Origin of the sequence: Spiribacter sp. SSL99, from assembly GCF_009805925.1 — a bacterium.
In the GTDB taxonomy this organism is placed as follows: Bacteria; Pseudomonadota; Gammaproteobacteria; order Nitrococcales; family Nitrococcaceae; genus Spiribacter; species Spiribacter roseus.
In genome coordinates this window covers 105,569-128,502 of the sequence record NZ_MAOM01000015.1, presented here as the reverse complement: position 1 = coordinate 128,502, position 22,934 = coordinate 105,569, and the positions used below count along the sequence as shown (strand labels likewise).

The following is a 22,934-nucleotide window of genomic DNA, read 5'->3' as shown; positions in this document are numbered from 1 at the left end:
ATCCTACCTCACGTTGCGTTGCAGCACAGGATAAGCTCAGCCGGCCAGTACGCCAATGATCCGCAGCCACAGATAATGAAGGGGAAAGATCAGAATGATGCTGAGCAGCGCAAAACCCAGCGTAAAGCGCACCAGCGCACGGTACGGGATCTGGCCGAGCTGGGCACCGATCAGGATCGGCGGCGCCTGATAGGGCAGAAGATAGGTCGAATAGCTCGCTGCCAGGATGGTCAGCACCGATTCCACCGGCCAGCCGGTGGCCGTCGCCAGCGTATCCCCCAGCGGCACCCCGATCGCCGGCACACCGGGCATGGCAGTCAGCACCGCCAGGGCCGTCCCGCCCAGACTGACCAGCGCATAATTGCGGGCGCCCTCCCCCGGCTCGAACGGCAGCATGGGCAGGAGCTGCTTGAACGCCGCCTCGCCAATGCCGGTATACGCGAGCACTGCCCCCAGCCCGAGGATGCCGGCGAGCAGCAGCAGCGGCCCCACGTCGAGGGCGGCGAACGGCCGGGCGGGGACCAGCCGCGGGGCATTGAGCAGATACACCAGCGCCGCCGCCAGCGCCACCCACGCCGGACCGACCCCATGCACCGCATCGGAGGCCCACATCGCAAGGGCCGCCAACAGCACAAAAGCGGTCAGGCGCTGATCACGGTCAAGCGGTGGCGCACCAGCGGGGATTTCGGTGCGCGGGCCAAGCCGATCGGGAAACGCGTACACCAGCACCACCACCAGCAGCACCGAGCGCAGTATCCCCAGCACCGGGAAATGCCAGGCCAGATACTCCATGTAACCCACCTCGAGCCCATGCACCGAGGCCATGGCACCGGACCAAACCACATTGGGCGTGTTCGAAGGCAGGATCGCGAACGATCCCACATGGGTGCCGAAAATCGCCGCCAGCACCACCACAATCCGGCCGTTGGCGGCCTCGCCAAAGCCCGCCCGATCCGCCACCGCCACGGCAATGGGAACCAGCAGCACCATCCGTCCCATGGCGCCCGGCATGAGAAACGCGAACAGCAGCCCCACCGTGACGGTCCCGGCGATGAGCGCGCTGTAGCGTCCCGGCAGTCGCGCGATCAGCCGATCCGCAATCTGCTGCCCCAGCCCGGTATGGCGGATCGACATGCCGATGATCAGGCCGCCGAAGATGATCCAGAACGCACTCGAGGAAAACCCCGAGAAGACCACATCGGCCGGGGCGATGGCGAACAGCATCGCCGCGAGAAAGAACACCAGCGAGGTCATCGCCTCGGCGATGAAGCCGGTGGCGTAGAGCCCGATGGTGATTAACGCGATGGCAGTGGTCAGCGCCGTGCCCTCGGGGAGCCATCCCGGCGGGTTGAAGACGATCAGACCGGCGGCGACAACCACAATGGCCATGACCGCAACCGGCACGTTCAGGCGCTCACGCATCAATCGGTCTCCTCGTGTATTTGGAGGGCGGCACGGAACAGCTGCGCGTGGCGCTGACACAGGGCATCAAGGTCTCGGTCGTAGCCCCCGCCGATCACGCCGGCAAGCGGGATCCCCCGCGAGCGCACCGCCTCGATGACCCGGCTGTCACGCTTGTAGAGGCCTTCATCACTGAGCCTGCAATGGCCGAGTCGATCGGCCTGGTGAACATCGACACCGGCGTCGTAGATCACCAGATCAGGCGCGCACTGATCAATCAGCCGCGGCAGCACATCCGCCAGCGTCTCCAGATACGCCGTGTCGTCGAGCCCGCTCGCCAGCGGCACATCCCAGTCGCTATGCGCCTTGCGCGCCGGGAAGTTGCGGGCGACGTGCATCGAAAAGGTCATCGCCGCCGGCTCGTCGGCCAGCAACCGCGCAGTGCCATCGCCCTGATGCACATCCAGATCAATGATCAGTAAGCGCCGGACTTCGCCTGTCGCGAGCAGTGTCCTTGCGGTGACGGCCAGGTCATTGAGCAGGCAATAGCCACTGGCCGAGTCGGCGTGGGCGTGGTGAGTGCCGCCCGCTGCATTGAGCGCCAGCCCCTGCTCGAGCGCCAGACGGGCGGTCAGCACTGTCCCCCCGGTCTCGAGGCGGACCCGCTCCACCAGCGCTTGCGACCAGGGAAAGCCACTGCGGCGCTGCGCGGCGCGGTCGAGATGCCCGCCGATCAGCGCATCCAGATACGCCGGCGTGTGCACACGCTCAAGCTGCGCCCGCGTCGCCCTGGAAGGCCGGTGCCAGGTAATCGCGTCGCCCCAGGTGCCCAGCTGGTCGCGCAGCACGCGGAACTTCGCCATCGGGAAGGGATGGCTGGCCGGCAGGTCGATGGTATAACCGGGATGGTGGACAGCGGCGATCGGCATGACGGTGTTCGATGCGTTACTCGGTATCCGGGCCGGAGAAGAACCGGTAATCGTGCCCCCCGCGCGATTTGACGCGATAGGCCGCCTGATCCGCCTGTCGCAGGAGCTGATCGCCGTTCAGTGGTGTGGTGGGCTCAAAAAGACTGACGCCCAGACTACCGCGCACCTCAACCGTGGCCTGCGAGGCATCCAGTTCAATGGGGCCCGCCAGGGCATTGAGAATACGATCGAAGACCACCGGGTCGCGTTTGTAGTGCCTGATCACGATGACGAACTCATCACCGCCCACCCGGGCCACGGTATCTTCCCCACGCAGGGTGTCGCCCAGACGCTCGCCCACCGCTTTGAGCACCTGATCGCCGGCTTCATGACCGAACCGGTCATTGACCGGCTTGAAGTCATCCAGATCAAGCATGCACACCGCGAACACCTCACCGGTTCGCTGCGACTGCGCAATCGCCTGATCAAGCCGATCACTCAGAAGCCGCCGGTTGGGTAGTCCGGTGAGGACATCAAAACTGGCGAGCCGCTCAAGGCGCTGCTGATAGCTCAGTCGCTCGCTGATGTCGTGCAGCACTGAGATATGGCGCACCGTCCCCATCGCCTCATTGCGGATTCTTGCTACAAAACAGTCGATGTCGATCGCGCTGCCGTCGCGCCGCTGCATCTGCACGTCGCCCTGCCAGCGACCGGCCCCGGCGTCGAGTGCATTGAGGATGTCCTGATACGCCGCATCCCGGTCGCGGGACGAATACAGCATGGCCGGCGTCTTACCGCGGAGCTCTTCACTCGAATACCCAAGCATGCGCTCAAGGGCGGGGTTGATCCGGACGATCCGATGCGACTCGTCGGCGATAAGAATGCCCTCACGCATCACCTCGAAGACCTTGTCCGCCTGTTCGAGTCGATCCTGGGTGGCCCGCTCCTCGGTCACGTCCTCGAGATAACCATGCCAGGTGAGCGTGCCGTCATCGCTGCGCGAGGGCGTAGAGCTCGCCTCAAGCCAGCGGATACCGTGCTCCACATGCTCGAGGCGAAAGGTGACCGCAAAGGTCTCGAGGGCTTCTTTCGAATCTTCGATCGCCTTGAAGACGGCCGCCCGGTCATCGCCATGGATACGCGAGAAGATCACTTCGGCATCCGCCATGACGGCGCCGGCGGTGCAGCCCGTCAGGGATTCGATCCGTTCGGACACAAACGGAAACCCCATCGTGCCCTGCGGATCGATCCGGAATTGATAGAGCACGCCCGGGACGTTGCGGGCGAATTCCTCGAAGCGCGCATAGCGATCACGCTCGGTGTCGGTGAGCCTCCGGCCGTTCAGGCCGTAAATCGCCAGGGCCGCGAGAGCGACGAGGGCCAGTAACCAGACCATACCGTGATCCAACCCGCGCCCGAGGCGCTGGGTGGTCAGGCCCTGTCGCCGAGCGCGCGGATGTGGGCGGGCAGGCGTTCATGAGAGCCATACATGAAATGATTTTCCATGCGCTCGGCAAAACGCGCTGCTTCAGGTTCGCGCCCCACCGCCATCGCCACCTCCCGAATATGCATGGGTGCCGCGCCGCAGCACACTCCCAGATAGTTCACGCCCATGGCGTAGGCGCGATGGGCGAAATCACCGATTTCGTAGCGGTTGCAGTACAACGGGTCCAGCGCCGTTGGAAACGGCCGCCCATGGGGGGACGGGCAGGCGCACGTCGGCGAATCGCTCAGGTTGAAAAAGGTCGGTTCCGCCTCGCTGGTGCGATAGGTCACCGGCAGCGCGGCCACGTGGCCGGTCACCGCCGCGCGGATCCGCTCGATCCACGGCAGCATGGTATCGGGACCGCGAAAGCAGTTCATGCCCACCACACTGGCGCCGGCCTGCTCAAGTGCCACGCAGGTCTCGACGATGCCCGGGCCGTCCATCATCCGGTCCTCGGCCATCGGCGCCAGGGTGATGACCGCCGGCAGCCCGTGGGCGCGGATCGCATCGAGGGCCGCATGGGCCTCGCCGGCGTAGTAGAAGGTCTCGCCGATGATCAGATCGGCGCGTTCTTCGACCGACCAGCCGGCCATTTCGTCAAACATTGCCCGCGCCGCAGCCTGTGCCTGCGGATCATCCGGATCCCAGATATTGGTATTGGAGATATTGCCCGCCATCAGGTTGCCGGGCCGGTCATCGGCCACCCGCCGGGCGATCTGCAGTGCCGAGCGGTTGAGCGGCTCAAGCCGATCCTCGCGACCGATGACGCGCATCTTCTCGCGGTGGCCGTTGTAGGTGAACGCCTGGACGATGTCCGAACCGGCATGCTGGAAATCGCGATGCAGGGTCTCGAGGGCGTCGGGCCGAAGCAGCGCGACCTCGGGCACGAACTCGCCGGCGGACAGGTAACCCCGCCGCTCGAGTTCGAACAAAAACCCCTCCGCACAGATGAGCGGCCCCTCGTTGAGGCGCTCGACGACAACATCGCTCATGCGAGTCGTTCCTTTGCATCGCTTTAAGGTTATTAAGCCCCGGACAGACGGGTGCTGGCCGGTTGGAAGATCTGGTCGGGACGGCAGGATTTGAACCTGCGACCCTCTGCACCCCATGCAGATGCGCTACCAGGCTGCGCTACGCCCCGACGAACCGAGATGTTACAACAGCTCGCCCATCACGCCAATCATCCAACCGCATCCATGAGACTGGCGTTCAGCGCTTGAGTTCGCTCAGTAACGCCTCTAGCTCGCTGCGGATCTGTCGCACCACTTGCTGGCGCTGGGTGGAATCATCGCGGGCCGGGGCGCCGGCAAGCTGCTGGCGGGCGCCCCCGATGGTGAATCCCTGGGTGTACAGCAGGCCACGGATCTGGCGGATCAGAATGACGTCCTGGCGCTGGTAGTAGCGGCGGTTGCCGCGGCGCTTGACCGGGCTGAGCTGACTGAACTCCTGCTCCCAGTAGCGCAGGACATGGGGCTTGACGGCGCACAGCTCGCTGACCTCACCAATGGTGAAGTAGCGCTTGGCCGGGATCGGCGGCAGCGCCTCGTTACTGCTCGTGCCCGGCATAGGCCTCTACCCGGGCCTTGAGCTTCTGCCCCGGCCGGAACGTCACCACCCGCCGCGCCGAGATGGGGATCTCTTCGCCGGTTTTGGGATTGCGGCCGGGCCGCTCGCTTTTATCGCGAAGGTCAAAATTGCCAAACCCGGAGAGCTTGACCGGCGTGCCCGTCTCGAGCGCCTGACGGATCTCCTCGAAAAAGCTCTCGACAAGGTCTTTGGCCTCGCGTTTATTCAGCCCCACTTCTTCGAAAAGCCGCTCAGCCATATCGGCCTTGGTCAGCGCCATGCCGCCCTACTCCCTCAGTCCTGCGTCGAGTGTGTCACTCAGTGCGCGCATCACAGCGGTCATCACCGCTTCCACGTCCTGATCCGTCAGAGTGCGGGAATTGTCCTGCAATATCAATCCCATAGCGAGACTTTTGCACCCATCACTGACACCTTTGCCGCGATAGACGTCAAACAGCTCCACCGACTCGAGGGCCTCCCCCGCCGCCGCGGCGATCACGTCACGCACCGCATCGGCGGACACCGACTCATCGACCACGATCGCCAGATCGCGGCGAATGGAGGGGTAGCGCGACAGTGGCGCGAACGCCGGCAGGGCCCGGGCTGAGAACACCGTCTGATCGATTTCAAACACATAGACAGCGCCGTCGAGATCCAGCTGACGGGCGGTGGCCGGATGCAGCGCCCCCACCCAGCCGCAGGGAACATCGTCGCAGAGGATCCGCGCGGATTGGCCGGGATGGAGGGCCGGATGCGATGTCGACTCAAACCGACAGTCCCGATCCGCGCCCAGCATGGCCAGCAGCGCTTCGACATCCCCCTTGATGTCGAAAAAGTCCACCGGGCGCTCAGTATGGTCCCAATGCTTGGGTGCCGCCGGCCCGGTGACTACCCCGGCGATCCCCGGGGTCTGCTCAAGATCCGGCAGGGCACCGCGGAACCGCAGCCCGGTCTCGAACAGCCGCACGCGGCTCATCTGCCGATTGCGGTTATGCGCCAGGGCCCGGATCAGCCCCGGCCACAGCGACGTCCGCATGACGGCCATGTCCGCCGACAGCGGATTGGCGAGGGCAGGCGCGGTATGGTCAGGATCGAGTTGTGCGTCCAGATCCGCCGGCACAAAGCTGTAGGTGATCGCCTCGTGATAGCCGCAATCCACCAGCAGCGCGCGCAGCCGCCCGAGTGCTACCCGTGACTCGGACTCGGCCGGGATCCGGGCGGGCAGCGCCGAGCGCCGCGACGGCAACCGGTCATAGCCGTGAATGCGCGCGATCTCCTCGATCAGGTCCACCTCGCGGGCAATGTCAAACCGCCAGCTGGGCGCCGTGACATGCAGAGCCTCGCCATTGGCCAGCGACGGCATGCCCAGGCGGGTCAGCATCTGCTGCATGGTCTCGGCCTCGATGGCTGTGCCCAGCACCGCGTTGACCCGTGACGGGCGCACACTCACCGCCGGCGTTGTCGGCAGGTGCGCGACCTCCACCGACTCGCTGACCGGGCCGGGCTCGCCCCCGGCGTGCGCGCATAAAAGCGCCGTGGCGCGCTCGATGGCCTCGACGCAGCGCTGAGGATCGACGCCGCGCTCGAAACGGTGTGACGAATCGGTGTGCAGGCCGTACTGCCGGGCACACCCGGCCAGCGCCGACGGTGCGAAGAACGCCGACTCCAGAAAGATATCAACGGTGGTATCGCTGACCGCCGTGGCCTGCCCACCCATCACGCCGGCAATGGCGACCGGCTTATCGTGATCGGCAATGACCAGCGTCCCCGCCGTCAGGTCCACCGTTTCGCCATTCAGCAGGGCCAGCGACTCCCCCTCCGCGGCGCCCCGGACCCGGATGCCACCGGAGAGCGTCGCCCGGTCGAAGGCATGCATGGGTTGGCCCAGCTCAAGCATCAGATAATTGGTGATATCCACCGTCAGGCTTAACGGCCGGATGCCGGCCCGACGCAACCGCTCGGCGAGCCAAAGGGGCGTCGCCGCCCGCGGGTTGATGCCGTGAATGACGCGGCCGCAGTAGCGTGGGCACGCCGCAGGCTTTTCCAGCTCAATGGGCAGCGTCGATTCATGGACGGGCGCAACGGGCTCGATGGTCGGGCGTGTCACCGGCTGACCGGTCAGCACTCCGACCTCGCGGGCCACCCCCTGCATGCTCAGGCAGTCACTGCGATTGGGGGTGAGTTCGATATCAATGACCGCGTCGTCCAGATCCATCCACTCACGCAGATCCGCCCCCACGGGGGCATCCGCCGGCAGGGACATCAGCCCGGCGCTTTCCTCGGACAGGCCCAGCTCTTTGGCCGCACAGAGCATGCCGTGGGACTTGACGCCGCGCAGCCGCGTCGCCTTGATCTTCATCCCCTCGGGCAGTCGCGCTCCCACCTGGGCGAAGGGCGCCCGCAGCCCCGTCGCGGCATTGGGCGCGCCGCAGACCACGGTCTTCGGCTCGTCGGTGCCGTCGGCGACGGTGCACACGCTCAGCCGCTCGGCATCGGGGTGTGGCGCACAGTCGATGATCTCGCCCACCACGACGCCACTGAATTCGGGGGCGGCGGTCTCCACCGCATCCACCTCAAGGCCGGCCATGGTCAGCCGATCCGCCAGCTCGCGGGTCGAATCCGGCAGCCCGACCCACTCACTCAACCAATGTTCGCTGATTCTCATGCGGCGCTCCTAGCGGAACTGGCGCAAAAAGCGCAGATCGTTCTCAAAAAAGATTCTCAGGTCATTGACGCCGTAGCGCAGCATCGCCAGCCGCTCGACGCCCATACCAAAGGCATAACCGGTGTAGCGTTCGGCATCGATACCGGCGGCCTCAAACACCGCCGGGTGGACCATGCCGCAGCCCAGGATCTCGAGCCAGCCGCTGCTACTGCACACCCGGCAGCCCTCGCCGTGGCAGAACATGCACTCGACATCGACCTCCGCCGACGGCTCGGTGAACGGGAAATACGACGGCCGGAAGCGCAGCGCCAGGTCGGCTTCAAAGAACCCGCGCACGAAGTCCTCGAGCACCGCTTTCAGATCCCCGAAGGTCACGCCCTCATCCACCAGCAATCCCTCGACCTGGTGGAACATGGGCGTGTGGGTGAGATCGGAGTCGCAGCGGTAGACCCGCCCCGGCGCGATCACCCGTACCGGCGCGCCCTCGGCTTCGAGCACGCGGATCTGCACCGGCGAGGTGTGCGTGCGCAGTAGATGACGGGCGTCGAAGTAGAAGGTGTCATGCATCGCCCGCGCCGGATGATCGGCGGGAATGTTGAGCGCTTCGAAGTTGTGGTAGTCATCCTCGACTTCAGGGCCCTCCGCCACCGCGAAACCCACCCCACGAAACATCGATTCGATGCGCTCGAGGGTGCGCGTGATCGGGTGCACCCCGCCCGGCGGCTCGCCGCGGCCCGGCAGGGTGACATCCACCCGATCGGCTTCGAGGGCGACGTTCAGTTCCGCCGCTTCCAGCTCGCGGCGGCGGCCTTCCAGCCGCTCACTCACCCGCTGTTTGGCGGCGTTGATGGCCTGACCCGCGGCCGGTCGCTCATCGGCCGGCAGCTGCCCAAGCGCTTTGAGCTGTTCGGTGATCTCGCCTTTCTTGCCCAGATAGGCGACACGGACCGCGTCGAGTTCAGCGACGCTGGTGGCCGCATCCACGGCCTGCTCGGCCCGCTCGGTCAATGACTGGAGCGCGTCACTCATTGGTTATTCCCGCTGGCAGACAAAAAAAAGGGGAAGACAACGGCCTTCCCCTGCTGGCCGTCCCCTTGCAGGGACGTTTACGCCAGTGCCGCTTTCGCGCGCTCGGCAATCGCGCTGAAACCGGCGGCATCGTGCACCGCCATGTCAGCGAGCACCTTGCGGTCGACCTCGATCTCGGCCTGCTTGAGGCCGTTCATGAGCCGACTGTACGACAGCCCGTTGAGCCGGGCTGCGGCATTGATGCGCTGGATCCACAGGGCGCGGAACTCGCGCTTGCGGACCCGGCGATCCCGGTAGGCGTACTGGCCGGCCTTGATGACCGCCTGGTTGGCTACCTTGAACGTCTTATGACGTGCGCCGTAGTAACCTTTCGCCTTCCCGAGGACCTTCTTGTGGCGGCGGCGTGCAGTGACGCCACGCTTGACTCTGGCCATCTTCAGAATCCTCTCTGTTCAGATTGTGTTCAGCCGTAGGGCATGAGCCGCCGAATCGCCGGCGTATCCTGCTCTGCGACCAGTGTGGTGGCACGCAACTTGACCTTCCGCTTGGCATCCTTTTTGGTCAGGATGTGGTTGTGGAAGGCATGCGCCCGCTTATAACGACCGCTGGCGGTCTTGCGGAAGCGCTTGGCGGCGCCACGGTTCGTCTTAATCTTGGGCATGAACCGTTTCTCCGTTGCCACAAAAAAGAACACCCGGCCGACCGGGTGCTCACCCAATGGAGGCCATGAGCCTCCGCTATTTCCCCTTGCGGGGAGACATCGTCATCACCATCAACCGGCCTTCCATCTTGGGGCGCTGGTCGACGGTGGCATCGTCCTCGAGATCTTTTTCGACGCGCTGCAGCAGCTCGAGTCCGAGCTCCTGATGCGCCATCTCGCGACCGCGGAATCGCAGGGTGACCTTGACCTTGTCGCCGTCCTCAAGGAATTTCCTGAGGTTGCGCAGCTTGACTTCGTAGTCACCCGAGTCGGTCCCGGGCCGGAATTTCACTTCCTTGACCTGGATCTGCTTTTGTTTCTTCTTGGCCGCCTGCTGCTTTTTGGACTGCTCGAACTTCCATTTGCCGAAGTCCATGACCCGGCAGACGGGCGGGTCGGCGTTGGGGTCGAGTTCAACCAGATCGAGATTGACGCCGGCGGCGCGCTCAACAGCCTCGGTCGTATCGACAATACCGACCTGCTCGCCGTTCTCATCGATCATCCGGACCCGCGGGACCTGGATGTCTTCGTTGATCCGCCGGTTTTCACCGGCGCCGGGCTGCTGGCGACGTGCCCCCGGCTTTCTGCGTATAGCGATGCTTCAATCCTCCACAAGCGTTCGGCCCAAACGGGCCACGTCACGGTCCAGCCGGTCAATCAGTGCCTCAAGCGACATCGACCCCAGGTCCTCACCGGTGCGGGTGCGGACCGCCACAGCGCCGGTGTCCCGCTCCTGATCGCCGACAACGACCATATACGGTACCCGCTGAATCGTATGTTCACGGATCTTAAAGCCGATCTTCTCGTTCCTCAAGTCGGACTCGGCGCGAAAACCCCGGTCCGTCAGATGTTTCCGGATGGTCTCGGCATAATCCGCCTGGCGATCGGTGATATTGACCACCTGCACCTGGGTGGGGACGAGCCAGACGGGCCAGTCACCGCCGTAGTGCTCGGTCAGCACGCCGATGAAGCGCTCGAACGAGCCAAAGATCGCCCGGTGGAGCATCACCGGGACGGCGCGATCGCCACTCTCGGTGACGTACTCGGCATCCAGTCGACCGGGCATTGAGAAGTCGACCTGCATGGTCCCGCACTGCCAGACCCGATTCAGGCAATCGCGCATCGACAGTTCAATCTTGGGCCCATAGAACGCGCCCTCGCCCGGGTTGACGGTAAAGCCCATGTCCTTGGCGTACAGGGCCTGTTCGAGGGCCGCCTCGGCACGATCCCACAACCCGTCCTCGCCCACGCGCTTGGCCGGGCGGGTGGACAGGGCCACCTGGACATCATCAAAACCGAAGTCGCGATAGACGCTGAAGGCCAGGTCGAGAAACGCCGATACCTCGGCCTGTAGCTGGTCTTCGGTACAGAATATATGGGCATCGTCCTGGGTAAAATTGCGCACCCGCATCAGCCCATGGAGCGTCCCCGATGGCTCATTGCGATGACAGTTGCCGAATTCCGAAAGCCGCAGCGGCAGATCGCGGTAGCTTTTCAGGCCCTGGTTGTACACCTGCACATGGCAGGGGCAGTTCATGGGCTTGACGGCGTAGTCACGATGTTCGGAGTGCGTCGTGAACATGTCCTCGCGGAACTTCTCCCAGTGCCCCGAGCGCTCCCAGAGACTGCGATCCACCAGCTCGGGCGTACGGATCTCCTGATAGCCATGCTCAGAGAGCCGCCCGCGCAGGTAGTCCTGCAGGGTGGTGTAGATCCGCCAGCCATTGGGGTGCCAGAACACCATCCCCGGCGACTCTTCCTGGATATGGAAAAGATCCTGACTGCGGGCGATGCGGCGGTGGTCGCGCTTCTGCGCCTCTTCCAGAAACTTCAGATGCGCCTTGAGCGCCTTGCGATCGGCAAACGCGGTGCCGTAGATGCGCTGGAGCATCTCGTTGTTGGCATCGGCCCGCCAGTAGGCGCCAGCCAGCTTCGTGAGCTTGAATGCCTTGAGGAAGCGTGTGTTGGGCACATGCGGGCCCAGGCACATGTCGACGTATTCCTGATGATGATAGAGCGCCATCGAATCGACGTCGGTGAGGTTCTCGATCAACTCGACCTTGTAATTCTCGCCGCGCTCACGGAACAGCTGCAGCGCCTCGAATCGCGGCGTGACATGCTTGATGACGTCGTATTCCTGATCGATCAGCTCTGCCATGCGCTGTTCGATGCGCTCGAGATCCTCCGGATGAAAGCCGGCGTCGTAGCGGATGTCGTAGTAGAACCCGCCTTCCACCACCGGGCCGATCGCCATCTGCGCCTCGGGGTAGAGCTGCTTGACCGCCTGACCCAGCAGATGGCAGCAGGAATGGCGGATGATCTCGAGGCCTTCGGCGTCGCGCGGGGTGATGATCTGCAGCTCGGCGTCGTCGTCAACAAGGTCGACGGCGTCAACAAGCGTGCCATTGACGCGACCGGCAATGGTCGCCTTCGCGAGGCCCGCACCGATATCGCGGGCAATATCGAGGACGGACAGCGCCTCGGCATACTCGCGTTGGCTGCCATCAGGAAGAGTAATGAGGGGCATTCAGGACTCCACAGTGGTGACCCATACCAGAGGCCACTTGCATTGGTGAGCGGACAGGATGTGGTAGGCGCGAGTGGATTCGAACCACCGACCCCCACCATGTCAAGGTGGTGCTCTAACCTACTGAGCTACGCGCCTGTCGTCAGGGGTGAGAGTATAGCGGGATTGGGCGGCGTTGCCAAAGGGAGATTGCAACTTCCTGTTTTAAAGGGCTCTTTGATCCTGCCAAGCGACTCGACTAGGTTTATGCCCGGCGTCGATCAAGCTGCTGTGCTTAAGGTCACCGGATGAGACGCGCTGGCTCCCGCCCGTTCTGTGCCCATTTTGTGCCCAAAATGTGCCCAAGACGTTCATGCGCGACCGCCGAGTCTAGTTAGCTAGAGGGGACTTTTTGAGCACCACCTCACGGTTCAGGGTGACTATAACCAGACCCACCGATGATCTTGCCCAGTAACAGTGGACACTCGATTACGCGACTATCTTCTGCCTCGAACGCATGAATGCTGATGATTTCAAGGGGAAAATCGCGACGGGCTCGGTTGTGCTTCGCTTCAATCAACTCCAAAAGGGCTCGTTGCAGGGCGTCGAGGTCCAGCTCAGTGCAGGTGTATTACGGACTCATATTAGCTACGTATCACACCGGCCCGATGGAAATCATAATGCGTTATAGAAACGCCGAATAGCTTGAGCCATTAACCGCCGCCGCTCTCGCAGGAATTCTTCGTATTTCTCGGCGCTCACCTCGCGGATAAATGCGGGGATTGCGTTCTCCGTTAGGTTCTCGGCTAAGTCACGGGGATCGCTGATCTCTCCAAGGTACAGCTCACCGGTTCGCACCTGCTCATCGATCCATCGCATATATTTACAAGGTGGGTGGTCTTTGATGCCGATATTGATGGGCGTCTCCGTGAGTGCGAAATTGGCGACCTGATTATAATCGCCCGCTTTAGGGAAACCATTCTGAACGAGGTGGTTCTTTGGAACGATGTGATGAATATCCCCGTGGCCCTCGAGCATGTGCGCGACCCCAATGGACTTGGAGAGAAAGCCGCGACCACCGGTGTGAACACGCGCAGCGAGATAGGTCTGAAAGGCGGGACTGCGGCGGCTTGGGGTCATGAGCAGTTGCGGCAAGGCGCCGGTCCAAAAGCCCTCGCCCAGCTCAGACTGCTCGAGCATCGATAGGTACTGGGGCGCTCCATGCTCCTCAATGCGGCGCAGATCCGTCTCCCAGATCGACTCAAAGCTGCCCACCGCCCGGCCCGTCAGCAAACTCATCACAAACCAACGCTTGACCAGACGGGACCGTTCACCCTCGGTCATTGCCTCGTTCTGGCGGGTGCGCAGATAGAGCGCATAGGCGAAGTTCAGAGCATTTTTGGAGCCAATCATGCTGGCATCGATGAACCCCGCTGATTTAATCATCATCACAAACCGCTCGACATGGGTCTGCCGGACCATCTCGTTCAATGTCTCGCTAAGGCGCGCATAAGCTCCTGGAATGCGGGACTCATCGACTTTGCGGGTCTCTGGATCAAGGCCAGAGAGTTCACTCACGATCGCACCCGCCTTGCCCCGGGAGAAGCCAACCAGTCCCGCCACGCGAATAATGTCCGTGTATTCAGGCTGGAAAAGCTCATCCGATTGGTTCTTCAGCCAACTGATTTTCTTAAGATGATCGGTGGCGGCGAACTCTTGGTCGTTCGCGGAAATATCGTCGAACGCGTGCCCCGCCACCGCAAGATGGCAGAAGTAGTCAATGAGCTTGCGCAGGTTTCGCCCTTCCTCGCCGTAGGTGGCAATTTTGCTCATCACGAAGTCGGCACTGGAGAGCGGTACGCCCTTGGCGTTGATGCGCACAAAGATCTCCGCCACCGTCTCGACATCGAGGTCATCGGCCAGTGAGATCACCCCCACCTGGGCGTGTTCGATCGCGGCGAGCTTGCCGATGGCGACCTCCACTGTGTCCTCATCCACGCCGGGGTTCTTCTCGAAGTAGTGCCGCAGAAAGGTGAGCTGTCGAGTCCCGGAGAAGAACTCCGCAATGTCATGAATCCACTGGCTGCTCCGGTCGATGGCGGGTGTGCGGGTTGCGAATTCCTCGGTGACCGGATTGAACGATATGGCTATGCGCTTTCGCTGATAGTTCCGCCCAACCACTGATTGACCGGCGATCGCGGCTCGCAGCGCCGTGACTCGTTGCTGGCCATCAATAAGGATCTGCTGGTGGGCGGCGACCTCCCCGCCCTTGAGCTTGGCCCCCACTGATTGCCAGGTGATGAGGTAGCCCACCGGGTAGCCGTGATAAAGGGAGTCAATCAGATCCCTAACTTGCGGTGTCTTCCAGACGAACGGGCGCTGAAGCTCCGGGATCGCGATCTTATCGCTCCGAACATCAGCGAGGACCTGGCTCACTGCGGTCTGTTTAACTTCGTACTTGGCCATCAATGGCCCTCCCAGGCCGCTCAGCTCACCCAAAAACTGGGACGCTGAAGGGATGTCATCCGATACACGGGCATTCGGGTCACCTCAACTGTGATGGCCAAGCCTGCAACCCGCTACAACTGATTTCTCCCAGAGTCTCGCACGGCAACGCACCCAGACCCCTCTCGGAGCCGGGTTCTTCGTGGACTAATCCGCGACGGCCTTCAAAAGCGCATCCCGAGCATCGGAAAAGAACTGAATGTCCACCTTAGTCGCCATGTCATCGGACAAATCGAGTAGTTGCTTTCGACAAGTCACGGGCATCAAGACCACGCTAGCCCCCTTCTCAACAGCTATTTCCACCAAATTAACAGCGTCATGGATTGGCTCAATCGAGCCACCCAAGTTGAGTTCTCCGACGACAACAAGACCGCCCTTAACGCTGCGTTTAAGCAGAGCGGTTGAAAGCGCGATGACCGATGCAACTCCGACTTTGGCGCCCGCTTTCGCCGCATCGAAGCCCCGAATCTGCGTCGTGAACTCGTGTTGCCGCGGATCTTTATCACCAACGAGCTGTTGGGACCGTGCATAGAGGTTTTGCTCTGCGAAGCCCATGCTTTCCTTAAATGAAGGCGGCACCGGCTTGTTCAAGATTTTAACGCCCGATCCCGGCCCCTCGTTGACCTCTATACGGAACAGCCCGGGGTGCTCGCCCTCAGCTCCAGGGCTGATCGCCCATACCTGACCGGGCTCCAGAGGGTCATCGCCGATGCCGCCTCCACTCTGCAACTCGGGCGTGGACACGAACTTCTCGACCCCGTCCGCGCCGAGCATGTAGCTGAAGTGGGTATTCCGGAACTCGGCTGCACCGATGCGCTTCTGCTGTTCCTTTACCCGCCGCCGCGCCTCGAGGGCGATGCGCACAGCCCATTCCAAGTCTTCGTCGGAAATCTCATCACCGGCCGGATACAGCAATTTAAGCAAACCGCCGACAGTCTTATTGACGGCATTCGTATCACGGCCAGACAAAGCTCCACCGTAATGCACGCGATCCTGAATCGTCGCGAGCCGGCTTTGGGCGCGCAGTTGACTCCAGCACTCGGAGAGGAAGTCACTCACCAATCCGAAGTGATCAGTGAGTATTTCACTGCGCACCTTGGGCACATCCCACCCTGGCAGAAAGGCGTGGATGCGATCCATGAAGGCTGTGTCGTCTTTCATCTCTGGCGGCATCGGTCCGAAGAGGTGACCAATGCGCTGTTGATGCTCGACATCCACTTCGAAGTTACCAACCAGGACGATGCTGCCATCAGCGCGGATGCTCTCCTTCCCGCGACTGAATTCCCCGGATTCCATGTAGCCCTTCATGATGTTCACACCATCTTTTTGGTCAAAAGAGATGCCGGAGACCTCATCAAAGCAGACAACGTCATACTGACAGACCAATCCACGCTGACCATTGGCGTTGTTGACGAACATCTTGGCAACCGTGGCCTTGCCGCCGGAAATCAGATGTGCGTAGGGCGAGACTTGCTGGAACAGGTGGCTCTTACCAGTACCTCGGGGGCCAAGCTCCACCAGGTTATAATTGCGCTCCACGAAGGGAACCATGCGCAACATCAGCGCATCCTTCTCACGCTCGCTCAGAGCTCCGGGCTCGATACCGGTGGAGCGCAGCAGGAAATCCTTCCACTGGGCCGTGCTGAACTGATTACGGGCCTCGCCGAGCTTTTCAAGGACATCACGGCTAGAGAGCTGGATCTCGCGCAGGCCGCCTACGGCGAAGGGCCGGCCGTTTTGTTCCACGGCAATCGCAGCGTCGTAGGCCAGCGTGATCTCTGCGTAGAAGCCACCGGTAAACATGCGCTCATGGGCATTCGCCAGCTCGGCTGAAATGCGCGCATCCTTGATCCGCAGGCTTGGCAGAGTTGCGATGTAAGTATCCGTCTTGGTGTCGAGCCGGGCAGTGAGCATGTCGATCAGTTTGATCTCGCCCTGCTCGCGCGCGCGGGACTTGAATAACTCCTCCTCCCCCGCCTTGACCGTGCGTGACTGCAACTGGCGCTGAACAATCTCCAGGCCCTCATTGATCTCATCCGGATCCACGCTGGCGCAGTAGCGCCCCAACAGGAACTCCACGACATAGGTCGGCACCGGGAACTGGCGACTAAAGGTCCGTACGAGGTCCTTGCGCACCAGATAGCCATCCAGTGCACCAACAGCCAAGTTATCGATCGCATCAAGTTCTACGCTCATGAGCCCCCGCCTATCTGTACCTCGCGCTGCTGAATCAAACGCCCCGCATCATCCAACAGCACCAGAATCGCTACCTTGCCCTCCAAGCCCTCGTCTTCTACTACCAGCGAGCAGGTGCCGTTATCCCTGAGAATGCGCGGCGCCATCACGACACTGCTCTCCGGATCACCCGCCCGTTCACGCAGATCCGCTGTGGCCTCGACGCCCTCCTGCTCCAGCGCCACGTTGCAGCGTAGCCCACGCCAGGTTACGTCAGCGATTTCCACGTTCGCACTCGCCCAGGACGCAGCCCCCTTAACGACCAACTGGAGCGTGAGGCATTCCTGCAGACTCAACCCACCGTGAGCGTAGTCCTCGCCATGCTTGTAGCAGCTAATGCCGTCCGCCAGCGCAAACTCCTGATGCGGATTCCAGTACCAAGGGAAAAGCCGCTCCTGCGTTCGCGCGCCCTCTTTGATGGCCGCGCAACGCCCCCATTTTGATTCCGCCAACGCGCTGGGCAATTCTATCTTCGGCAGCCCACCGGGCAGCAGCAACCAACCGTGATCCGTGACCACGCGCACTTCCTCCCAGCCCGCCGCGAGCAACTCCTCCACTCGAACCTGCACCTCACTCAGAAGGGTGTCGAGGTGCTGAGCTAACTTCCAGCCACGAGAATGACCTTCATGATCGATGTCGCCAAACTCGCACCATGCCTGTCCCTCGCCCGTACCGAGCTCGTCACCGCGCAGGCATTGCCAATCTGAACCCTTCAGTAATTTCTTGAGCTGATACCCACTCAGTGTTGTTCCGGTCTCGGCAACGCTTGGTTCGAAATTCGTACTGCCTGCTTCTCCCGCAATTTTGTCCGATACTGGCGTGACAGCGGCTTTGCCGGTCGCCGTCACGCTAGGCAATGCGGCCCATATCGGTATCTCTTCAATGGTCAGCCCGATTCCTTCCAAGCGCGCGGCGAGACGTTTGCCTGTATCGAAACGCAGCCCATCTACGAACAGCACGCATTGGTTGTCGCGAATGGACTGCGGCGGGCTCTCACTACGAACGCCACCGGGTGGGGACTGTTGAGCGGCGATCGTCTGCAGATGACGCGCAGAGTCTTGGCACCATTCCAGATATATCGCCCGAATTGCGGACGTGACAGCATCTAGGTCTTGTTGCGCGCGCAGGTAAGCCAGTGCTGCCAAAACAGCATCATCCGCTTTCCAGCCGAATGTGGTGTAGGCGGCCTTAATCTCCGCAATGCCGCCAGCCGCAAGCGAATTACTCGTCACCTCTGCTAGCGTGTTTAGCGGTTCCAATGCGCAAGCCAGCGGCGATTCCCCAAGTTCGGCCCAAACAAGCTCGCGCCGGGCAGCATGCTCCTTGTTGAGCTTATGGATATGCTCCCTCGCCTGATGGGCTGGCGTATCAGCCAGCGCAGTTAGCTGATGGCGCAATGCGCTCTCTTGGCTATCGTTCCACTGCGGCCAGCCACCAACGTCCACGGCATCAGAAAACAGACCGAAATCTGGAGCCTTGCTGCGCCGAATCTGCGCTGGGATGTGCGGGTATCGGTGCGCAGACTCACTGAAGCGCTGCCAAACGAGTAGCCATGGCCCATTGCGACCCGCCAGCTTAGCAGCCCCGGCAATAGGTCCGTCGTTCGGATCAAACGCAAATTGGGCTCGACAGACTTCACGAAAAGCCGCCCATTGCTGGTCGTCACGCTCGCCGCGGAAGCTCTCTGCATCGTTCAGCCACTTCAGCAGATCTCGCGTTGGATCACCTCCTGCCAGTAACGTATTAAAGTAGGTAGCGTCCAACCGCTTACCACGCAATAACGCCACGTCCTCATCAACCAAGCTATCTAGCGCCAGGAGCATCGCCCGCTTGGTATCATCGTCCCGCGGCACATCTAGACCCAGGCCACCCTGGTCGGACTTCAAAAATGCCGTTACGGTCCAATCCTTACCGTTGACCTGTGACCAAGTCACGCCGCGATATTGCAGCTCAGCCAGTGGCTTCAGGAATTGCGGGCAGTTCTCCACCGCGCGGAGATCCTGGCGCCCGACGCCCGGCAAATAGAGCACAGGCGTCGCATCCGATGACAGGTAGACCTCGTCGAGCACTCGAGCGATCGCACAGCGCAGCCAAATCGCCGGGCCACTCCGTCTTTTGGGATCGTAATCCCCCAGCACCAAGAGCTCAGGTATATCGCCCTGTAATTGGGGAATGATGCTCTGCCACTGCTGATCGCGATCAGTCCATAAAATGCAGTGCGGCGCGCTCTCGGTGTCAGTGTTATGCCGTGCAGCACGTCGCACGGCAGCAATCAGCGCTTGCGCCACTGTCAGTGGTTGCTCACTCGGCGGCTGAATGCTCATGCATGGACTCCGTTCATACAGGCCGACAGAGGATGGATTTGAACACTCCTCTCATCGACAGTGCCTTTGAGCTGTGCAGGAAATGTGTCTTGGTAATCCACTATGGCCCCAACTCAGCCGCCATCACCGCGTGCTTCAAGCTTTTCGACCAGGCCGAGGTGGTGGTCGTTGATCCGCTCGCCACCGAAGGTATGAAACCAGGGAGCAGATTCAACGTCCTTGCCGCGATCCTTCTTCCAGTGGATGTTGGGCTTGTCGCGCAGCACCCCCGCCCCACTCTTCTTGATATCCGGCACGGTCATAAAGGGGCGGATGTTCAGGCGCACACCATCGTTGAGGTCTGGGTTCCAGCCGATGGGCTGCTCGGCCAGGGGCTTCCAACGCACGAAGATGTCGTACGGCTTCTCGCCTTCCAGGATCAGTAGCAGGCGCTCCTTGAGCACCTCTGCAGCGTCGAGCTTTTCCTGGGCACCGTCGACCCCACTGCTGATGTATTGCTTCTGCCGCTTGATCCAGTCTCCTAGGTAGGTGTAGACCACCGTCTCCAGATTCTTATAGTCCAGCCGGTGATAGTTCAATAACGCTGAGAAGCCGTCGCGCAGGCCGTCCCAGATTTGCCAGATGAAGGGGCGGTTCTGGAACAGCTTGCAGTGCTGCGCGAAGAACTTGTCGCGCAGCCAGCTTTCGAGCGTTTTCCCGGCGTGGCCGGAGCGTCTCAGCAGCTTGGCAAGCACCTCGTTGGACCACTGCTCGCCATAGGCAGCGGCCAACGCGCTCAGCAGCCGATCGGCGGCAGCGGCCTCGCCGCGAACGGGCGGGATACAGACTATGCCGTCGTCGTCGACATGGGGCAGCAGAGCCTCGCTGCGCTCAACCCAGTCGCGCTGCTCGGTGGCCAGTTCCATCTCAGGATCCAGCTCCGCCGGCCAGCGATAGCCGAGCAGGCGCGCGACCGCCACCTGCAGCACCGTCTCGTCCGTGCGCAACGTGTCTTGCGCCGTCCACTTACTCTCCTCGTCCCAGATCACTGAGCCGCAGAGATGGCCATGGAAAATCCACTGAGTGGGGTCGTTGGTGTAAGGCTGCGGGAGGCCGTTCGGGTAGCGTTCGGCGGCCACCTTCTTCCAGTGCTCAAGGTCGAAGGGGACCTTAACAAGTGTTGCGTTCGTGACCTTCAAACTTTGGTCAATATCCCGAACCGCTTCGTTATATTCGGGGGATGAGCAGAAGCACCAGATGGCGGGGATAAGTTGATCGTTCTCGGGAAGTATCAGCGCAACGTTCTGATGGAATCGTTCCCGTGCGAATCGATATGGTGCCAAAACCCTCATACGGTGTATCGCGACACCACTCTTCCCAACCGCTTTCAACCCTTTAGTGGGATAGGCAGAGGGAATATTGAGAAGCAGCCCTTCGCCTTGCTCCCAGCGAACGAGATACGACATACCAGCAAAATCAATAAGCTCGCTAGGAGTCCCCTGCATATACTCCCAAACTCGATGATGCATTTCTGGCAATTCCCAAAAATAAACTAGGAACATTGAATCGTCGCTTGTTTGGAGCCCAACAAGCCCTTCAGCGTATTCGCTAAGCAGAGTCGCAGCTTCCTCAACCTCAAATGTTATGCGCGCATCCGGGTTACCCAATAGTTCCGTCTGTTTCAAACTTTTAACCTCAGAACTAAGCAGCGCAGCAGCCTTATCAGCAACCGTTTTGGGCTCGGAGACATCCAGGCCGCGCAGGCGATAGGTGTCGGCGTCGGTGTCGAAGAGCGCCCCGTGTGCGCGGTTGGCCTCTCCACGGGTCAGGGTGATCATGGTCGTGAATGCCCCTGCGGCCTGTGGTGAATCGAAACCGTGCTCACCCATCCGTGCAACGAGGTTCCACTGATCCGCCTTTAAGAGTTTTTCGCGGAACCGCTTGTAGCTGGCGAGGAACAACCAGTTTTGCGGCAGCACGATGCTGCTGCTGCCGCCCTCAGTGCATAGCTCCAGGCAGCGATCCAAGAAGACGATGGCGAGGTCGGCCTTCGCCGCCGGGTAGTGCTTTTCGCAGAAATCGCGCAGGCGCTGGCTCTGCTTGCCGCGTTTCAAGTACGGCACATTGGTCACCACCCAGTGATACTGTCCGGCTAGGAGCGTTGCGGCTTTGGCCAAACCATGAGCCACCACGGCAACCTCGCGCTGTTCGTCCGTACTTTCCTGCTGCAGGGCCTCGTCCAGCACGGTAGAGAGCTCGTCCCACTGCACGACCTTGGCGGCATCGGTCTTAGCCGGATTCAGCAGGCTGCCGAGCACCGGCGCATCGCAGAAAACGTCATGCATCCAGTCAAGGGCGATGGAGAGGTTCTTGCGGCCCAGGCCGAGCTGCTTCCATTCCTCCTTGGCCACGCTAACGGACAGGCCTGAACAGGCCACCTGGATTTCCGGGAGCTTGCGGTAGCCGCCCGCGCCCGGATAGCGCCAAGCCGTCAGCGCAAGGGCAAAAGCTGCCAGCTCCACACAACGCTGATCGATCTCCAAGCCATGCAGGTTGTCGCGCAGCACGGCATCCACTGCCTGGCGGGCGTCCAGGCCTTCCATCTCCATGCGCATGGGCACCAGCATCAGCAGCAGAGACACCAGGAAATGGCCGGAGCCGCAGCAGGGGTCCAGCGTCTTCAGCGCGCCGAGATCCTCCGTCCAGCCGGAGAAGCTGCCGGCGGCAGTGCACCAACGCGTAGCACCCTGCGCATCGGTCTCCTCCACAAAGCGCAGATACTCCAACGGCACGCCAGGGATTGCGGCCTTACGGCGCAGGGTTTCCTCATCCGGCGCAGTGCGCAGATCCTCGTCACTGAGCCGGCGCGCCGCCCACCAAGCCCCCAGAGCATTATCCAGCAAGAAGCTCACCATATAGGGCTCGGTGAAGAGCTGTGTCACGGCGGGCAACTCGCGCGCACCAATCTTCACCTCGGACTTGTTGATCCGTTCCTTATTGTTGGTCTGCCAGAACTGGTAAACCCACCCGAGCGCATCGGAGGCCGTGAAGACCTCTGTGGGCAGATCTGCCAGCAGACGTTCCAGCGGCCGCTGGAAGTTGGTGGGCAGCTTTAGCTCGAAGGCCGGCGAGTCCACACGGAAAATTTGCGGCAACATCTGTGCGGCGTAACGCGCCGCCAGCTCCCAGCCGTTAGCGGCGCCTTCATCGACGGCAAGGTCTTCGCAGTCCTGCAGCGTCACTGGCACCGGCCCGTCCGGATCCGGGTACATGAGCAATGCGTTCTCGGCTAAGAATCGCGCAAACAGCATGCGGTGCCAGTGCTCGTAGGCGACCTCTTCTACAAGGCGGTCTATGCCTTGGGCTTTGCCACCATTGAGGGGATCACCAAGCTGACGTCCGTGCAGGCGCAGCCGCCGACGCAGCTCGCGCTGGACTGCACTTTGATCCGGGAAAGGACTCGCTTCTTCCACACCTAGCTCTTCGAGCGCGGCCCGGGCGGCCCTCTCTGCCAGCTCACGGGCCTCGACGACGATGTTTTCGAGCTGATTGCGCAGGCGTTTGTCGAGAGGTTGCATCATTGCGGGTTCTTTTTGTGTTGATCAGCCATTCAGAAACATCTCCGCGGTA

At 61.8% G+C, this 22,934-nt stretch carries 16 protein-coding genes and 2 tRNA genes; all 18 read right to left on the bottom strand.

Annotation, left to right across the window (positions count from 1 at the left end; genetic code table 11):
• Positions 1-36 precede the first annotated feature (36 nt).
• The 18 genes from BA899_RS04255 to BA899_RS04170 all read right to left on the bottom strand — a co-directional run bounded on the left by BA899_RS04255 (position 37) and on the right by BA899_RS04170 (position 22,882).
• Positions 37-1,422: an SLC13 family permease gene (locus BA899_RS04255; protein ID WP_159299845.1), complete on the bottom strand. Its 1,386-nt coding sequence runs from the start codon at positions 1,420-1,422 to the stop codon at positions 37-39.
• Positions 1,422-2,330, bottom strand: a complete 909-nt coding sequence (locus BA899_RS04250; RefSeq protein ID WP_159299844.1) for a histone deacetylase — start codon at positions 2,328-2,330, stop codon at positions 1,422-1,424. Before BA899_RS04250 ends, BA899_RS04255 begins: the two co-directional genes overlap by 1 nt.
• A gap of 16 nt (positions 2,331-2,346) precedes the next feature.
• On the bottom strand, positions 2,347-3,705 hold the full coding sequence (locus BA899_RS04245) for a diguanylate cyclase domain-containing protein (RefSeq protein ID WP_159299843.1): 1,359 nt from the start codon (positions 3,703-3,705) through the stop codon (positions 2,347-2,349).
• 35 nt (positions 3,706-3,740) lie between these two features.
• Complete coding sequence (locus BA899_RS04240) at positions 3,741-4,787, bottom strand: homocysteine S-methyltransferase family protein (protein ID WP_144347530.1); 1,047 nt, start codon at positions 4,785-4,787, stop codon at positions 3,741-3,743.
• 72 nt (positions 4,788-4,859) lie between these two features.
• Positions 4,860-4,936: transfer RNA gene (locus tag BA899_RS04235), tRNA-Pro, on the bottom strand.
• A gap of 68 nt (positions 4,937-5,004) precedes the next feature.
• Positions 5,005-5,361 (bottom strand): MerR family transcriptional regulator, encoded by a 357-nt coding sequence (locus BA899_RS04230; RefSeq protein WP_110883315.1) that lies wholly within the window; start codon positions 5,359-5,361, stop codon positions 5,005-5,007.
• Positions 5,342-5,641 carry an integration host factor subunit alpha gene (gene ihfA / locus BA899_RS04225; RefSeq protein WP_110883316.1) on the bottom strand — a complete coding sequence of 100 codons (300 nt, stop codon included), beginning with the start codon at positions 5,639-5,641 and terminating at the stop codon, positions 5,342-5,344. The genes BA899_RS04230 and ihfA overlap by 20 nt, the downstream gene beginning before the upstream one ends.
• Positions 5,642-5,647: 6 nt before the next feature.
• Entirely contained in the window at positions 5,648-8,026 is a 2,379-nt protein-coding gene (gene pheT, locus BA899_RS04220) for a phenylalanine--tRNA ligase subunit beta (protein ID WP_159299842.1), read from the bottom strand.
• Positions 8,027-8,035: 9 nt separating this feature from the next.
• Complete coding sequence (gene pheS / locus BA899_RS04215; RefSeq protein ID WP_159299841.1) at positions 8,036-9,055, bottom strand: phenylalanine--tRNA ligase subunit alpha; 1,020 nt, start codon at positions 9,053-9,055, stop codon at positions 8,036-8,038.
• Positions 9,056-9,132: 77 nt separating this feature from the next.
• The gene (gene rplT, locus BA899_RS04210) at positions 9,133-9,489 is read right to left on the bottom strand and encodes a 50S ribosomal protein L20 (RefSeq protein ID WP_110883319.1); all 357 of its coding nucleotides are present in this window, start codon (positions 9,487-9,489) and stop codon (positions 9,133-9,135) included.
• Positions 9,490-9,518: 29 nt separating this feature from the next.
• Entirely contained in the window at positions 9,519-9,716 is a 198-nt protein-coding gene (rpmI, locus tag BA899_RS04205) for a 50S ribosomal protein L35 (protein WP_110883380.1), read from the bottom strand.
• A 76-nt stretch (positions 9,717-9,792) separates the two neighbouring features.
• On the bottom strand, positions 9,793-10,347 hold the full coding sequence (gene infC, locus BA899_RS04200; protein ID WP_110883320.1) for a translation initiation factor IF-3: 555 nt from the start codon (positions 10,345-10,347) through the stop codon (positions 9,793-9,795).
• A gap of 9 nt (positions 10,348-10,356) precedes the next feature.
• The gene (gene thrS / locus BA899_RS04195; protein WP_159299840.1) at positions 10,357-12,282 is read right to left on the bottom strand and encodes a threonine--tRNA ligase; all 1,926 of its coding nucleotides are present in this window, start codon (positions 12,280-12,282) and stop codon (positions 10,357-10,359) included.
• A 61-nt stretch (positions 12,283-12,343) separates the two neighbouring features.
• Positions 12,344-12,420 (bottom strand) — tRNA-Val (locus tag BA899_RS04190).
• Between the two features lie 516 nt (positions 12,421-12,936).
• On the bottom strand, positions 12,937-14,727 hold the full coding sequence (locus BA899_RS04185; protein ID WP_159299839.1) for a DUF262 domain-containing protein: 1,791 nt from the start codon (positions 14,725-14,727) through the stop codon (positions 12,937-12,939).
• Between the two features lie 186 nt (positions 14,728-14,913).
• Entirely contained in the window at positions 14,914-16,962 is a 2,049-nt protein-coding gene (brxL, locus tag BA899_RS04180) for a BREX system Lon protease-like protein BrxL (protein ID WP_159299838.1), read from the bottom strand.
• Entirely contained in the window at positions 16,959-19,325 is a 2,367-nt protein-coding gene (gene pglZ / locus BA899_RS04175) for a BREX-1 system phosphatase PglZ type B (RefSeq protein ID WP_159299837.1), read from the bottom strand. Before pglZ ends, brxL begins: the two co-directional genes overlap by 4 nt.
• Before the next feature lie 113 nt (positions 19,326-19,438).
• On the bottom strand, positions 19,439-22,882 hold the full coding sequence (locus BA899_RS04170) for an N-6 DNA methylase (protein ID WP_159299917.1): 3,444 nt from the start codon (positions 22,880-22,882) through the stop codon (positions 19,439-19,441).
• Between the last annotated feature and the right edge of the window lie 52 nt (positions 22,883-22,934).